Source organism: Roseimarinus sediminis (genome assembly GCF_050433125.1).
Lineage (GTDB): Bacteria > Bacteroidota > Bacteroidia > Bacteroidales > Prolixibacteraceae > Roseimarinus > Roseimarinus sediminis.
In genome coordinates this window covers 142362-156507 of record NZ_JBNPXV010000008.1, presented here as the reverse complement: position 1 = coordinate 156507, position 14146 = coordinate 142362, and the positions used below count along the sequence as shown (strand labels likewise).

Here is a 14146-nt window from a genome sequence, read left to right as displayed (position 1 = left end):
AATGACTTATAACGAACTGCTCCAGCATCTGCAGAAAAAGATTTACCATCCTGTTTATCTTCTAATGGGTGATGAGCCCTATTTCATCGATCAGATAAGCGATCATATTGCCAAAAACGTTTTACCCGAGGAAGAAAAGAGTTTCAATCAAACCGTACTGTACGGAAAGGATACCGATGTTGACACGGTACTTACGGTTGCACGGCGTTTCCCGATGATGTCGGCCAGCCAGGTGGTGATAGTGAAAGAAGCACAAAACATGAAAGGGCTGGAAGAGGGTTTGTTGCCTTACGTGCAAAATCCGTTGAAATCAACCATTCTTGTTATTTGTTACAAATACAAGTCGCTTGATAAGCGTAAGAAATTGTACAAGCTGATAATGGAAAACGGAGTGGTACTCGAATCGAAAAAGATTTACGAGAACCAGCTGGTGCCATGGATCCAGAATTATGTTACAGCAAAAAAGTACCAGATTCATCCGCAGGCTGTGGCCATGCTGGCCGAATACCTTGGAACAGAGATGGGCAAGGTGGCCAACGAGCTCGATAAACTGATGATTTTACTCGATGCAGGCAGTACCATAACGCCCGGTGATATCGAGAAGAACATCGGGATCAGCAAGGATTTCAATGTGTTCGAATTGCAAAATGCACTGGGCGAGCGCGATGTGTTGAAGGCCAACCGCATTATCAACTATTTTGGTTCGAACCCTAATCTGAACCCGATTCCAAAGACCATTGCTTCACTTTATTACTATTTTAACCGGCTGCTAAAGTACCACCTGATGCAGGATAAGTCGAAAGGGAATGTGGTGAAGATGCTTGGTGTTCAGCCATTTTTTGTCGATGCCTACATCAAGGCTGCCCGAAATTATCCTACTCCCAAAGTAGTCGGGATTATTTCAATTCTTCGGGAATACGATATGAAATCGAAGGGAATTGGGAATGTATCGGCTAGCACCGGCGACTTACAGCGCGAAATGATTTATAAAATTCTGCATTAGTTATGTCATTGATAATCGTATTGTTAACTATTGGAGTTTCGGTATATGCTTTTTATAAGCGACAGGTTTTCGAACAGCTGAGTCTCCGCCCCAATCTGGTGTTTTACCGTTACCAAATACATCGTGTACTCACTCATTCGCTGGTTCATGCCGACTGGCCGCATCTTATTGTGAACATGTATGTGTTGTTTATATTTGGTCAGGTTGCAGAGCAATATTTTGCCATTCACTTTGCGGGCAAGTCTGATTTCTATTTTATTCAGCTCTACCTTCTGAGTTTGGTCGCTTCGAGTATTTATACCCTGATCAAATATCGTAAAAATGTATACTACAATGCAGTGGGGGCTTCGGGTGCTGTAATGGCAGTCGTTTTTACAAGCATCTTTTTTGATCCGTGGAACAAGTTGTGGTTTTTTGGTCTTATTCCTGTGCCAGGCATCGTCTTCGGAATTGCCTATCTGGCCTACAGTTATTATATGAGCCGTAAAAATGTAGACAACGTTGGGCACGATGCTCATTTTACCGGCGCCGTTTTTGGCTTTCTGTATCCGGTGTTAATTGATTTTTCGCTGTTGGCCGATTTTTTGGAAAAGCTGCTGAATCGTTGATTTGTGTGCTTGTGCTGAATGCTAATTCAATCCGGGATTTTCGGGATAATTTTCCCAAAGTTTGTACTTGCCTCCCTGTTGCTGTACCATTTTTTTCCATAGCTGCTTATTGTTTCCAATCACCATGGCAGGCGGAATATCGGCCACAAGCCATGAGTCTTCAGACAGCTCTTCCCGAAGCTGTTCCTTATCCCAGCCCGAGTAACCTAGGAAAAAGCGCACCTGTTTTTTGGATGCAAATCCTGAATTGATCAAATCTTTCAGATGATCAAAATCACCACCCCAAAATAAATTGTCTTTAACATGTATGCTGTTGGGAACATGGTCGCCCAGTGTGTGAATATAGTACAGCGATTCAATGTTGACCGGGCCTCCAATGTAAAGTGAATCATCAAAATCGGGGAATTCATTCCTGAAATCTTTGATTGGAAAATCAACCGCTTTGTTCAATATAAAACCAACCGAGCCTTCTTTGTTGTGCTCAACCAAATAAACAATCGAACGGTTAAAGTAGCTGCCCGGCAAAAAGGGTTCTGCAATCAATATACGTCCTTTTTTAGGTACTACATTGTTTGTTTTGATTTTAAATATGTCGAGATTCAGATTTGCCATGATTTACAATTGGCTGTTGTTTAGACCAATTATAAGCAATATAAAAAAATAAGTGAACAAAACAAATAGCAGGCGATTCTGAAAACTTCCTTTTGTGCTACTTAATGTTGAGATCGAAAACCAGCCCGGTTTCAACATATTCAGCTTTAAAATAGTGTGCTTTCACATTCAGCACCATTTTGGCCCATGGTGTAAGATGAAAAGCAATTCCAACCCTTTCGTAATAAAATTTGTCCGAAGGCATGTTGTAAAGGTAGATACCAAACTGGGTGGCGATGGTGAAGCGTTCAATAATGAATTCGTGAGCAGCAAAAACAGCATGTGTAAGCAATTGTTGTCCCTTATAATCCTCTTTGCCTTTAACAATTCTGATCGATTCATTGAAGGCCAGCTCATAACCGATACCAACTCGTCGTTTGTACGCGGGCCGATAGTAGATTGCAGGTGAGATCACCAGCTGGCGATAGTCTTTAACGCTTTCGGTTTTCCATTTTCGGGTGCCGCCTCCAACAAAGGTCAGAAGTTCCCATTGGGGTTTAAATTCAGCTTGATTCAACGGATATATTTTTTCTTTATAAACGGGTTGGTACCTTATTCCTGCCTTTAACGAGGGGATGTTCAGCCCGAGATTGGGATAGCCCAGAGCGCCGTTGGAATAATGGGTAAAGCCACCACTTACAAAAAGATCGGTGTGTTGGCCCAAATCGACAGCCTGTTCCAGATAAAGTCCAAAATAAGCATTGGTGCTTGATCCGGTTGAGAAATTATTAGGATTACTTACTTCATCATAAGGGTTAATACCATACGAAATTCCAAAATTGACTTCCAGGTCGAGGCGGGAATAGCGGGTGCTTATCTGTGGGAAACTGGTAAAGAAATAAAGGGCCAGGGGTTCGCCGAGAATAGCTGTTTTAAAGGTATTCCAGTTAAGACCAATGCCATACGAAGGGTAACGGAAGGCCTGTTGCCATTGCTTGTTTCCCAACGACTGCCAGCCTAATTTCAGGTCGACACCACGATACGGATAAGTTAAGTTTTTGATTACTTCGCGGTGGGGTTTGTTTTCACCGCTGCGGTAATTGATACTGAAAAATGAAGGGGAGCGTTCGCTGGTCTGGGTGTAAGCAGACAGCGGATGTAGAATGCCCGTTAAGCAAAAAAGAAGGATGAGTAAAAAGCCCGACCCCTTCATTCTTCTTCAATAATAATGAACACTTCTTCATTCTTCTGCTTGAGCAGGTATTTTTCGCGAGCAAAACGTTCCAGTTCCTGGGTGTCGGTCTGTAAGGTTTTTAACTGTGCACGGTCTTCTTCAATTTTTTGAAACAAATAAGCTTTTTCAGTTTTCAATGCATCGAGTTTTTGTTGGTCGTTGCGCATACGTAACCAGTTGTACTCATCAAAGAAAAGCATCCAGATAAGGAAGAAAAGCAATAAGCCCACTTGTATTTTGTATCGTTTGATGTATTGAATGATGAGTTGTTTCATTCGTTTATTTCTTTTATGTATTTATTCTCAGCGCGCCTGACTCTTTCCTCTTTCTTTCATTTTTTGAATTGCCGGTAACTCATTATGGCAATGTTTATTAGGGCAGTGCACAGGGTTTGTTGAAGCGCAACGTTTGCCTTTTCAATGCAAAGCTAAGATAATAAAGTGATGAATATTTCGAAAGAGATACAATTCTTTTGCTTCATTTTGATTGTTTTTGTACGGAAGTTGCTGAACAATAGCGACTTTAAATAAAAACGGGAGCAATGATGAAAGTGCTCCCGTTTTGTTATTGTATGTTCCGCTTAGTCCTGGTCGGGCAGGAAGCTGGGATACATAAAATGTTGAGCAGGTACAAAAGTTTCCTTGATGGTTCTGATAGAAGTCCACCGCAGGAAGTTAAATACCGATCCTGCTTTGTCGTCGGTACCCGAACCGCGGGCGCCTCCAAAGGGTTGCTGACCTACCACTGCACCTGTTGGCTTGTCGTTGATATAAAAGTTTCCGGCACAGTTTTCAAGCCGTTTGGTAATCTTTTCGATGTGATAGCGGTTTTGTGAAAACACGGCTCCTGTGAGAGCATAAATCGATGTACTGTCGAGCAGGTCGAGTGTTTCATCCATTTTCTCGTCGGCATATTTATAAATGGTCACAACCGGTCCAAACAGTTCTTCCTGCATGGTGATGTATTTAGGATCGTGCGCAAGAATTACGGTAGGTTCAATGAAGAAACCTTTCGTTTTGTCACACTTTCCTCCGAAGATTACCTCGGCATCCTTGTCGGTTTTGGCCGCATCGATGTAGCTTTTCAGTTTGTCGAACGACGATTCGTCGATTACAGCATTCACAAAGTTGGTAAAATCTTCGGGCGGGCCCATTTTCACTTCACCAAGTTGTTTCGAGGCTTCAGTCCAGAATGGTTCCCAGATGCTTTCAGGAATGTAAACCCTCGACGCTGCCGAGCATTTTTGACCCTGGTATTCAAAGGCTCCCCGAACCAGTGCTGTTGCAAGCGCGGTGGTGTCGGCGGTATTGTCGGCAAAGATAAAGTCTTTACCACCGGTTTCACCTACTATGCGCGGATAGCTTTTGTATTTGTATATGTTTTCACCAATGGTTTTCCAGATGCTTTGAAATACACCGGTTGATCCGGTAAAGTGAATACCGGCAAATTCGGGATGGTTCATCACTACATCGGCAGCAACAGGTCCCGATACAAAAACCAGATTGATGACTCCGTCGGGTAAGCCGGCTTCTTTAAATATTTCCATGATTACGGCAGCTGAATAAACTGCAGTTTTCGAAGGTTTCCAAACACATACATTTCCCATCATGGCAGGTGCTGCGGGCAGGTTGCCTGCAATCGAGGTGAAATTGAAAGGAGTAAGGGCAAAAATGAAACCTTCGAGCGGTCTGAATTCATTGTAATTCCACATTCCACTGGCCGATTCGGGTTGCATTTTGTAAATATCGGTCATGCATTTTACTCCAAAACGGAAAAAATCAGCCAGTTCACAAGCTGCATCAATCTCGGCCTGGAAGGCATTTTTTGATTGCCCCAGCATGGTGGCCGCATTGAGTTTTGAACGATACGGACCTGCAAGCAGGTCGGCAGCTTTCAGAAAAATAGCAGCCCGGTGTTGCCAGGCCATATTGGCCCATTCGGTTCTGGCCTCCAGTGCTGCATCAATGGCCATTGACACATGAGTGTCGTCACCCTGGAAATAATATCCCAGTGTATGCTCAATTTCGTGAGGAGGAAAAATCCGTACTTTTTTTCCTGTGCTCACTTCTTTACCACCAATTTGCATCGGAATGATCATCTCCTGACTTCTCAGGGTCTTAATCATCTCCTTTAGCTCCTGGCGTTCGGGCGATCCCGGTGCATAGCTTTTTACCGGCTCGTTTTTGGCAATGGGTACATTGAAGAATCCTTTAGGCATAAATCTTAATTTTAATATTAAAAGAAGTTCAAATTTAAAATCAAATTTTGCGATAAAAGCTAATAAATGTCACTTAGGAAAGTCATGACATCAAAGGGAGTGAAAATGTAAGACCTAAATCTTCTCTATTAAAGAACATTCCTTATATTTGTTTTTATGATGATGGTAACATGCTAAATTAATAAGATGAATTTTGATTTCCTATTTCAGCACTTTGAAGGGGTTTTAGGTGTGATCAAACGGAAAGCAAAAGTACTAGCAGTTTTATCATTGGCAGGAATATTGGCTTCGGTAGTTGTGACCATCGTATTTGCTTTGGGAATAGACAGCTCAAGGCACATCCCCGGTGTAATGGTGCTGGGAATAATGATGGTTTTAACTATCGTATCGATGATGCATGGAAATTATAAGGCAGCTGTCAGGGTAGTTTATGCCCTGCCCCTGGCATTGTACTTCCTGTTTATCAACGATTTTTATGCGCTTTTGACCGGGACAGATGCTATTGGTGGAATATTGGTAAGCAGCTATCTGATCCTGCTGGCGCTGATTGTTTTCAGTTACTCCCTGTATGTTTTTCTGTATTTCTTTCTCGAAATGGCAGGGACGATTGTTTATGCCCTGTATGTAAAGGGTTTGCTTGCCAATACTGGCTTTTGGGAATCCACCGCCGTTTTTGCCGAATGGAGTCCGTTCATTGAGCTGGCAATCGTTGCAGCTTTCAGTGCCGGCGTTTTTTGGTTTTATCAGCAAATACTGCAGTCCAGTAATACAGAACTTCAGCATCAACGGGCTTTTTCCAATGAGCTGTTTCAGCAGTTTGAAGATGGTATTCTGGTATTGGAAATTCAACGTGATGAAAGAGGTGAAAAGTCGGGAATGCTTGTAAAAAAGGCCAATGCAGGCTTTAGAAAGAACTTCAGGGTCAATAAGGACGAACTTTTTCTTTGCGATTATTCTGAAGTATTTCCAAAAATTTTTAGATCTTCTTTTAACTGGCAGGAGGTCTATTTTCACGCTGGCAAAAGCAGGGTGGAAGTCAACTTCCAACATCTGGGAAAATGGTTTCTCATAAATAATTTGTATCCCGAACCGGATATTACTGTCAGTTTCTTTTTTGATATTACGAGACTCAAACATGAAGCAATCGGGCTGAGAGTCAGGGAGCAACGATTAACGCGACTGATGGGCTCGTTGCCCGACATCTTTTTTATTATTGATCACGATGGTACCTACATCGATTATGTTTCAAACAATTCCGAACTCATGGAATTGAGTCAGAAAGACATCATTGGGAAAACCATCTTTGAAATGGGCTTTTCGAGCACCATGGCCTATCAGATTTATTCCAGCATTCAACATGTGCTCGACAACGACAACATCGAAACCATCGAATACGGAATGGAACTTGCTTCGGGCGGTTCACTTGTTTTTGAAATGCGACTGGCAAAGCTTAACCAGACTCAGGTTATTTCAATAGGGCGCGATATTACTTCTAAAAAAGAACATGAGCAGGAGCTTCTGGCAGCCAAAAGAAAAACAGAAGAAGCATCGAGATTGAAGGATGCTTTTCTTGAAAACATCTCGCACGAGATGCGTACCCCCATGAATGCAATTCTTGGTTTTTCATCGATGCTGAATGAAAACTGCTATACAGAGGAACAGAAGCAAAAGTTTGTCGAAATTATTATGCAGAATGGCGACAATCTGATGCAGATTGTCACCAACGTGATCGATATTTCTGAAATTGAATCGGGCAACATGGGCATTAAGTTGCTCCCCTGTGATGTTCGTGAAATTTGTTTAAGGCTGTATCAAAAATACAACGAGCAGATTAATTCATTGGGGAAAGACATCGAAATACGTTTACTTGCTTCGGGCGACGAGCAGGAAGTGATGATGACAAGCGACAAGCATCTGCTCGATAAAGTGCTGAGTCATTTACTCGATAATGCCGTAAAATTTACCGATAGTGGATTAATTACGCTGGGCTATACCTTGTATAAAAGCGAAATCGCCTTTTATGTTGAAGATACAGGAATAGGGATTCCAAACGAAAAGTCGGAATTAATATTCCAGTTATTTGAACAGGCCGATAATCGGATTAACCGACGCTATGCCGGAACAGGTGCAGGTTTAACCATTGCACGTAACCTGATCAGACTATTGGGAGGCAACATGAATTTTGAGTCAGAGCCTGCGAAAGGGTCGCGCTTTCACTTTACCCTGCCGCTTAATAACAGGAGTCTGAGTTAATAAGAGCGGGCAGTACTTGAGTTGAAGCGCTCATATCCAATGAGTCTGTCGTAGCGGTCGGTCATCCGGCCATGGTAAACAAAAATCTGGTAATCGTTTTCTGTCTCATAGTGACTGCCTTCGAGGTTTTCAACTTTGACTCGTCCGCTTGTCTGGTCATAATATGCATACATAAAGTTGTAGTAACCCTGTTTAAGGAGCATGCTCAGTTCGTACTGGCCACGGTCGAAGTTATAGCGCATTTTGTTTTGCTCGTTGCACTGCCAGTTGCTGAGTTTACCAAAAACATGAATACTTCCACCAAGCAGGGGCTGATCCATGTCCAATGCAAAATGGACCATGAAATAATCTGCCTCCACGTCGGGATACCGGAGATTGGGTGCTTCTATTGAGAAATTTCCGTTCATTTCGCGATAAAAAAAGTAGCGGTCCTGTGTGCGGGGTTTCGAAAGTGGGAGCGTGGCATGGTACAGCGGCGGAATATAATTTACCGCTTCAACTCCGTCGCCTGCATATTTTATACTTCTGATCTCGAAAAAGCGAAATTCATTTCCTCCTTTAAAGGTATTTTCTGTTGAATAGTCGTAGTCGAGTATTCCATTAGATATGAATAGCGGTTTCAAACTGCTAAGGGCATTGTCATCACGATTGTTTTGTTTCACCACAACTTTCAGATCGTTAACCGGATCCTGAATTGGAAAACTGCCATGAATAATTCTGAAATCAACCTCCTGATTTTCGCCGTGCAATGCGTCGTGCGTGGCACGTCTGATTCGTGCTTCGACCGAAACCTTTGATTCAACTACATAAAATCGCCAGGTAATGAGGGGAGTATCGGGCTGCTTGCGATCGAAAACGACCATGGCATAATTGCCCGAAAAAAGCAGTGGTACATCGTTGTTGGGAAGTTGCACCAGATAGTTGGTATAGGCCACTCTGGTGTTCACGGCAAATTCGTAATCGGTTAGCGGAAACTCGGTAAACGATTCGAGGTATTCCTGTTGTGCCATTGCCGAAAGTTTCCAGTTACGATCGCAATGGAAGATGGTATAATAGTAATCGCCACGGGCATCCGAAAAGTCGTCGAAAGTAAAAGTCAGTTGTTCATCACTGTTAAGCACAATAAGCGGATTCGACAGTTTATTTCCCGAACGGTGCATTTCAACTGTTCTGATTTGCTCTGAAAACACCTGGTTTTCGATTACGAGCGGCAGCTGAATCGCTTTACCCGTTTGGGGAATGAAAATAATGGCAAGCAACAAGGTCGCAAATAATTGTTTCATAATTTGATGATTTGATAATTCAGCTTGCAATAATGAAGCCATAACGTGAAATATGGTACAAAATTGCCGACAGATGCTTCAGGATTGCTGTTGTATTTAATGCACTTAAAACAGCATGCCGTCCATCACAAATATAACAGCCAGGGGCAAAAATAAAAGAACCTGATCCAAAGAGGATGGTAAATGTTGTAAAACCTCAAGCAATTATCTAGATATTTGCACTCAAAGTTTACTTTAATATTCTAAATTATTTACCTTTGTGCGTCTAAAAATAAAATCTAAAATTCAGCAATGTCGAAAACTATTAGAATCAGAAAAGGTTTTGATATTAAATTAAAAGGTGCGGCTGATAAGCGAGAGGGAGGGCTTGTTGAAGCTTCCCGCTATGCCATTAAGCCTGCCGATTTTCCGGGACTCACCCCAAAGTTGTCTGTAAAGGCTGATGACATTGTAAAAGCTGGCACACCCTTATTTCATGCAAAATCGAATCCGGAAGTACTTTTTACTTCTCCGGTAAGCGGGAAAGTGGTGGCCATCAATCGCGGTGAGCGTCGTCGTATTTTGGAAGTCGAGATCGAGAGTGACGGAAAATTTGAATCTGAAGACTTTTCTACAGGAGAAATCCGGTCGTTCGACCGGGAAACGGTTAAGCAAAATTTACTGAAAAGTGGCTTATGGCCTTACATCACCCAACGTCCGTTTGGTGTGATTGCAAAGCCTGCCGATGTACCACGCGACATTTTTGTTTCGGGTTTCGATTCGGCACCAATGGCACCCGACTATGAATTTACCTTGGCCGGTGAAATGGAAGCCTTACAGGCTGGTTTTGATGTACTGTCGAAGCTGACCGATGGTAAAGTTTACCTTGGTTTGCGCAGTGGTTCTAAATTCGCATCACTAAAGGGGGTTGAGGTGAATTACTTTGAAGGGCCTCATCCTGCAGGCAATGTTGGCATTCAGATCCACCACATCGCCCCGATAAATAAGGGTGACCTGGTGTGGACGGTCGATATGCAGGCAGTGGTCTTTATGGGCCGACTGTTTACAAGCGGCAAACTAAACCTTGAACGACTGGTTGCATTTACCGGTTCGGAGGTAAAAGATCCTCAGTATTACAAAAGTGTGGTGGGGGCTTCGGTTGAAACCCTGTTGAAAGATCGTACCCTGAAAAAGCAGACTGAGCGAATTATTTCAGGCAATGTGCTTACCGGAACCCAAATCAAAGAAAAGGGCTACCTGGGTATGATTCATCATCAACTATCGGTGATCCCCGAGGGCAATGACATCGAGCCTTTTGGCTGGGCAACACCCGGACTGGACAAATTGAGTCCCGGCAAGGCCTTCCTTTCAAAACTGTTTCCCAAAAAGGAATATGTACTCAATGCCAACTATCATGGTGGTGAGCGTGCCTTTGTGATGTCGGAACAGTACGAGAAATACCTGCCCATGGACATCCTTCCCGTATTTCTGTTGAAGTCGATTCTGGTGAACGACATCGATAAAATGGAACAGCTGGGAATATATGAGCTGATTGAGGAAGATATGGCTTTGTGTGAATATGCATGTACTTCAAAAATCGAAGTGCAGGAGATTCTGCGCACCGGCTTGAATGTAATGATAAAAGAGTTAGGATAATCAATGGTTTATTCAGGGCTCACGCGCTGAAAACAAAAAAGATATTGCATGAAATGAACCTTGTGTGCTGACTTTATTTAAGACTGCCGGGGTGATTTACATGAGATTCCTTTTTATAAAAAATTAAATCGAATGAAAGGACAAGGAATTAAGAATTTTTTCGATAAACATCGGCCCAAATTCGAAAAAGGAGGTAAACTGCATCCTTTCCACAGTGTCTTCGAAGGTTTTGAAACGTTCCTGTACGTTTCAGATAAAACAACGAAGAAAGGAGCACATGTTCGCGATTATATCGACTTGAAGCGAACGATGATCTTTGTGGTAATTGCACTCATCCCTACCATGCTTTTCGGAATGTACAACATCGGGTACCAGCATTTTGCTGCGATTGGTGAATTGGGTAACACAAGTTTCCTTCAGGTGTTTATTTACGGTTTATTACGGGTATTGCCTGTAATTGTGGTGTCTTATGGTGTTGGACTGGGTATCGAATTTGCCTTTGCCCAGATTAAGGGACACGAAATTAACGAAGGCTACCTCGTTTCAGGCTTGCTGATTCCATTGGTGTTGCCAATCGATACTCCGCTTTGGATGACTGCAGTAGCTGTAGCTTTCTCAGTGATTATTGCCAAGGAGGCATTTGGAGGTACCGGAATGAACATCTGGAACCCTGCTTTGATTGCGCGGGCCTTCCTGTTTTTTGCCTACCCAACACAAATGAGTGGTGAAGAAGTATGGATCAACCTGGGCAACAATGCCGATAAGGTGGTGGATGGTTTTTCGGGTGCAACGCCACTGGGGCTTGCATTAACCGGTATTATCGACTATGACATCTGGGATGCCTTTTGGGGCTTCATCCCCGGGTCGATTGGTGAAACTTCAGCCTTTGCCATCCTGCTGGGAGCAATATTCCTTATTATTACCGGAATTGGAAGCTGGAAAATTATGCTTGCCACTACCTTGGGTGCCTTATTCACAGGAGCGATACTCAATGTCTTTGCAGTAAATGCCTACATGGAAATCCCATTCTGGCATCATCTGTTCCTGGGTGGATTTGCTTTTGGTGCCGTGTTCATGGCCACCGACCCGGTTTCGGCTTCACAAACCAGCCGCGGTAAATGGATTTATGGCTTCCTGATTGGTGTTGTTGCCATCATCATACGTGTTTTGAACCCGGCTTATCCCGAAGGCATGATGCTGGCCATTCTGCTGATGAACACCTTTGCCCCGCTGATTGATTACTATGTTGTGCAGGGCAATATCAGGAAAAGGATGAAAAGAGCAGCAACTGCTAAAGTGTAATCATTAAAATCGACGCAAAATGAATAGAAACGGAAATACTTATACTTTCATCTATGCTTCGGTAATGGTGATTATTGTGGCTGCCGTACTTTCTTTTACAGCCATAAAATTGAAGCCTTATCAGGAGCGTAATATTGAAGTAGAAAAGAAACAAAACATACTGGCTGCAATTAATATTGCATCAACAACGATTGATGCAGAAACAATTTATGCCGATAGAATTACCACTTCGTATGTGGTTAATGTAAAAGGTGAAAAGGTAGAAGGAGAAGCTTTTACCGTTAACCTCAAGCAACAACAGGCACTCGACCTTGAGAAAAGAATACTGCCTGTTTATGAAGCCGATCTGGGTGACAAAGGAAAAAAATACATTATTCCTTTACGTGGTAGCGGTCTTTGGGGACCGGTTTGGGGCTATATTGCCCTGAACGATGATCTGAACACCGTGTATGGAGCCATTTTCGACCACCAGGGTGAAACTCCCGGTTTGGGTGCCGAAATTGTTACTCCGGCCTTTCAGGAAGTTTTTGTTGGCAAAAAATTGTTTAACGAAAGCGGAGAATTTGTATCGCTAACGGTTGCCAAAGCTGGAGAAAAAGCGCCCGAGGAACACAAAGTAGATGCAATTTCGGGAGGAACCATTACCAGTAAAGGGGTGCAGCAAATGCTGTACGACGACCTTTCGAACTATGTAGCATTCTTCAACAAGTTAAAAAATGAGTAGTATGAGTGATAAAGAAGCAATGTTCTCGAAGAAGAATCTGAAACTGCTAACCGACCCGCTGGGAAGCAAAAACCCGATTACCGTGCAGGTACTGGGTATTTGTTCGGCACTGGCAGTTACTGCACAGTTAAAACCTTCGGTGGTAATGACCATTTCGGTAATGGCCGTATTGGCGCTTGCCAATGTGATTGTATCACTGATTCGAAATAGTATTCCTAACCGGATCCGTATCATCGTACAGCTTGTCATTGTTGCGGCCCTTGTTATTTTGGTTGACCAGGTTCTGAAAGCCTTCGTTTACGATGTAAGTAAGCAATTGTCGGTTTTTGTGGGGCTGATCATTACCAACTGTATTATTATGGGACGTCTTGAAGCCTTTGCACTGGGAAATAAACCTTGGCCTGCGTTTCTCGACGGAATAGGAAATGCCGCCGGTTATGGTGTGATCCTGATTATTGTTGGTTTCTTCCGCGAATTACTGGGATCTGGTACGATCTGGGGCTTCCATGTGATACCCGAAGGATTCTACAATTTTGGATATGTAAACAACGGTTTGATGGTACTTTCACCCATGGCCCTCATTACTGTGGGGATCATTATCTGGGTACAGCGCTACCGCAACCGCGAGCTGATTGAAGAAAACAAGTAGCTAAGCTAAAAGAAGAAGAAAAATGGAAAACTTAATTAACATATTTGTGAAGTCAATCTTCCTCGAAAACATGGTTTTCGCTTACTTCCTGGGAATGTGTTCCTATCTGGCAGTATCGAAATCGGTGAAAACAGCTACAGGACTTGGATTGGCAGTTATTTTTGTGCTGGGTATTACCATTCCGGTTGACTACCTCCTTGAAAACTATGTTCTGAAAGAGGGAGCACTGAGCTGGATAGGACCTCAGTTTGCCAATGTCGATCTGAGCTTTCTGAGCTTTATTATGTTTATCGCGGTAATTGCATCGATGGTACAGCTGGTTGAAATGGTGGTTGAAAACTTTGCCCCTTCGCTTTATTCGAGTCTGGGTATCTTTCTTCCGCTTATCGCCGTAAACTGTGCTATTCTTGGTGGATCGCTGTTTATGCAGCAGAAAGAATTTCTGAACATTGGAGAAGCAACAACCTATGGTATTGGCTCCGGTGTTGGCTGGTTCCTTGCTATTGTGGGTATTGCAGCCATTCGTGAAAAAATCCAGTATTCCAATATTCCCGGCCCCCTGCGCGGATTGGGAATGGCCTTCATTATTACCGGTTTAATGGGGATGGCTTTCATGGGATTCTCGGGTATTAAACTTTAATTGAAA

13 protein-coding genes are annotated in these 14146 nt (G+C 43.0%); 8 read left to right on the top strand and 5 right to left on the bottom strand.

Annotation, left to right across the window (positions count from 1 at the left end):
* The first annotated feature begins 1 nt into the window (after position 1).
* Positions 2-1003 carry a DNA polymerase III subunit delta gene (gene holA, locus FHS86_RS12170; protein ID WP_429413842.1) on the top strand — a complete coding sequence of 334 codons (1002 nt, stop codon included), beginning with the start codon at positions 2-4 and terminating at the stop codon, positions 1001-1003.
* A gap of 2 nt (positions 1004-1005) precedes the next feature.
* Positions 1006-1611 carry a rhomboid family intramembrane serine protease gene (locus FHS86_RS12165; RefSeq protein WP_429413840.1) on the top strand — a complete coding sequence of 202 codons (606 nt, stop codon included), beginning with the start codon at positions 1006-1008 and terminating at the stop codon, positions 1609-1611.
* A 21-nt stretch (positions 1612-1632) separates the two neighbouring features.
* Here FHS86_RS12165 and FHS86_RS12160 read toward each other — a convergent pair whose 3' ends face one another.
* From FHS86_RS12160 to pruA, 4 genes are all read right to left on the bottom strand, one after another.
* Positions 1633-2223, bottom strand: a complete 591-nt coding sequence (locus FHS86_RS12160; RefSeq protein ID WP_429413837.1) for a YqgE/AlgH family protein — start codon at positions 2221-2223, stop codon at positions 1633-1635.
* 97 nt (positions 2224-2320) lie between these two features.
* Complete coding sequence (locus tag FHS86_RS12155; protein WP_429413834.1) at positions 2321-3415, bottom strand: acyloxyacyl hydrolase; 1095 nt, start codon at positions 3413-3415, stop codon at positions 2321-2323.
* Complete coding sequence (locus tag FHS86_RS12150) at positions 3412-3711, bottom strand: FtsB family cell division protein (RefSeq protein ID WP_429413831.1); 300 nt, start codon at positions 3709-3711, stop codon at positions 3412-3414. The genes FHS86_RS12155 and FHS86_RS12150 overlap by 4 nt, the downstream gene beginning before the upstream one ends.
* Before the next feature lie 305 nt (positions 3712-4016).
* Positions 4017-5654: an L-glutamate gamma-semialdehyde dehydrogenase gene (pruA, locus tag FHS86_RS12145; protein WP_429413828.1), complete on the bottom strand. Its 1638-nt coding sequence runs from the start codon at positions 5652-5654 to the stop codon at positions 4017-4019.
* A gap of 186 nt (positions 5655-5840) precedes the next feature.
* Here pruA and FHS86_RS12140 point away from each other — a divergent pair, with 186 nt between their 5' ends.
* On the top strand, positions 5841-7907 hold the full coding sequence (locus tag FHS86_RS12140; protein WP_429413825.1) for a sensor histidine kinase: 2067 nt from the start codon (positions 5841-5843) through the stop codon (positions 7905-7907).
* Here the strand turns inward: FHS86_RS12140 and FHS86_RS12135 are convergent.
* Positions 7904-9190 (bottom strand): type IX secretion system plug protein, encoded by a 1287-nt coding sequence (locus tag FHS86_RS12135; RefSeq protein WP_429413822.1) that lies wholly within the window; start codon positions 9188-9190, stop codon positions 7904-7906. The genes FHS86_RS12140 and FHS86_RS12135 overlap by 4 nt on opposite strands.
* Positions 9191-9481: 291 nt before the next feature.
* Here FHS86_RS12135 and FHS86_RS12130 point away from each other — a divergent pair, with 291 nt between their 5' ends.
* The 5 genes from FHS86_RS12130 to nqrE all read left to right on the top strand — a co-directional run bounded on the left by FHS86_RS12130 (position 9482) and on the right by nqrE (position 14140).
* Complete coding sequence (locus tag FHS86_RS12130; protein WP_429413820.1) at positions 9482-10825, top strand: Na(+)-translocating NADH-quinone reductase subunit A; 1344 nt, start codon at positions 9482-9484, stop codon at positions 10823-10825.
* Between the two features lie 132 nt (positions 10826-10957).
* Complete coding sequence (locus tag FHS86_RS12125; RefSeq protein ID WP_429413817.1) at positions 10958-12127, top strand: NADH:ubiquinone reductase (Na(+)-transporting) subunit B; 1170 nt, start codon at positions 10958-10960, stop codon at positions 12125-12127.
* A 19-nt stretch (positions 12128-12146) separates the two neighbouring features.
* Complete coding sequence (nqrC, locus tag FHS86_RS12120; protein WP_429413814.1) at positions 12147-12851, top strand: NADH:ubiquinone reductase (Na(+)-transporting) subunit C; 705 nt, start codon at positions 12147-12149, stop codon at positions 12849-12851.
* A gap of 1 nt (position 12852) precedes the next feature.
* Positions 12853-13500, top strand: a complete 648-nt coding sequence (locus FHS86_RS12115; protein WP_429413812.1) for an NADH:ubiquinone reductase (Na(+)-transporting) subunit D — start codon at positions 12853-12855, stop codon at positions 13498-13500.
* 22 nt (positions 13501-13522) lie between these two features.
* Positions 13523-14140 (top strand): NADH:ubiquinone reductase (Na(+)-transporting) subunit E, encoded by a 618-nt coding sequence (nqrE, locus tag FHS86_RS12110; RefSeq protein ID WP_429413809.1) that lies wholly within the window; start codon positions 13523-13525, stop codon positions 14138-14140.
* Positions 14141-14146: the final 6 nt, after the last annotated feature.

Bases quoted from the DNA above. Each gene is read 5' to 3' on its own strand.
- FHS86_RS12125 (WP_429413817.1), top strand. From the start codon at position 10,958: ATGAAAGGACAAGGAATTAAGAATTTTTTCGATAAACATCGGCCCAAA.
- FHS86_RS12140 (WP_429413825.1), top strand. From the start codon at position 5,841: ATGAATTTTGATTTCCTATTTCAGCACTTTGAAGGGGTTTTAGGTGTG.
- FHS86_RS12115 (WP_429413812.1), top strand. From the start codon at position 12,853: ATGAGTGATAAAGAAGCAATGTTCTCGAAGAAGAATCTGAAACTGCTA.
- nqrC (WP_429413814.1), top strand. From the start codon at position 12,147: ATGAATAGAAACGGAAATACTTATACTTTCATCTATGCTTCGGTAATG.
- nqrE (WP_429413809.1), top strand. From the start codon at position 13,523: ATGGAAAACTTAATTAACATATTTGTGAAGTCAATCTTCCTCGAAAAC.
- FHS86_RS12160 (WP_429413837.1), bottom strand. From the start codon at position 2,223: ATGGCAAATCTGAATCTCGACATATTTAAAATCAAAACAAACAATGTA.
- FHS86_RS12165 (WP_429413840.1), top strand. From the start codon at position 1,006: ATGTCATTGATAATCGTATTGTTAACTATTGGAGTTTCGGTATATGCT.
- pruA (WP_429413828.1), bottom strand. From the start codon at position 5,654: ATGCCTAAAGGATTCTTCAATGTACCCATTGCCAAAAACGAGCCGGTA.
- FHS86_RS12135 (WP_429413822.1), bottom strand. From the start codon at position 9,190: ATGAAACAATTATTTGCGACCTTGTTGCTTGCCATTATTTTCATTCCC.
- FHS86_RS12155 (WP_429413834.1), bottom strand. From the start codon at position 3,415: ATGAAGGGGTCGGGCTTTTTACTCATCCTTCTTTTTTGCTTAACGGGC.
- FHS86_RS12150 (WP_429413831.1), bottom strand. From the start codon at position 3,711: ATGAAACAACTCATCATTCAATACATCAAACGATACAAAATACAAGTG.
- holA (WP_429413842.1), top strand. From the start codon at position 2: ATGACTTATAACGAACTGCTCCAGCATCTGCAGAAAAAGATTTACCAT.
- FHS86_RS12130 (WP_429413820.1), top strand. From the start codon at position 9,482: ATGTCGAAAACTATTAGAATCAGAAAAGGTTTTGATATTAAATTAAAA.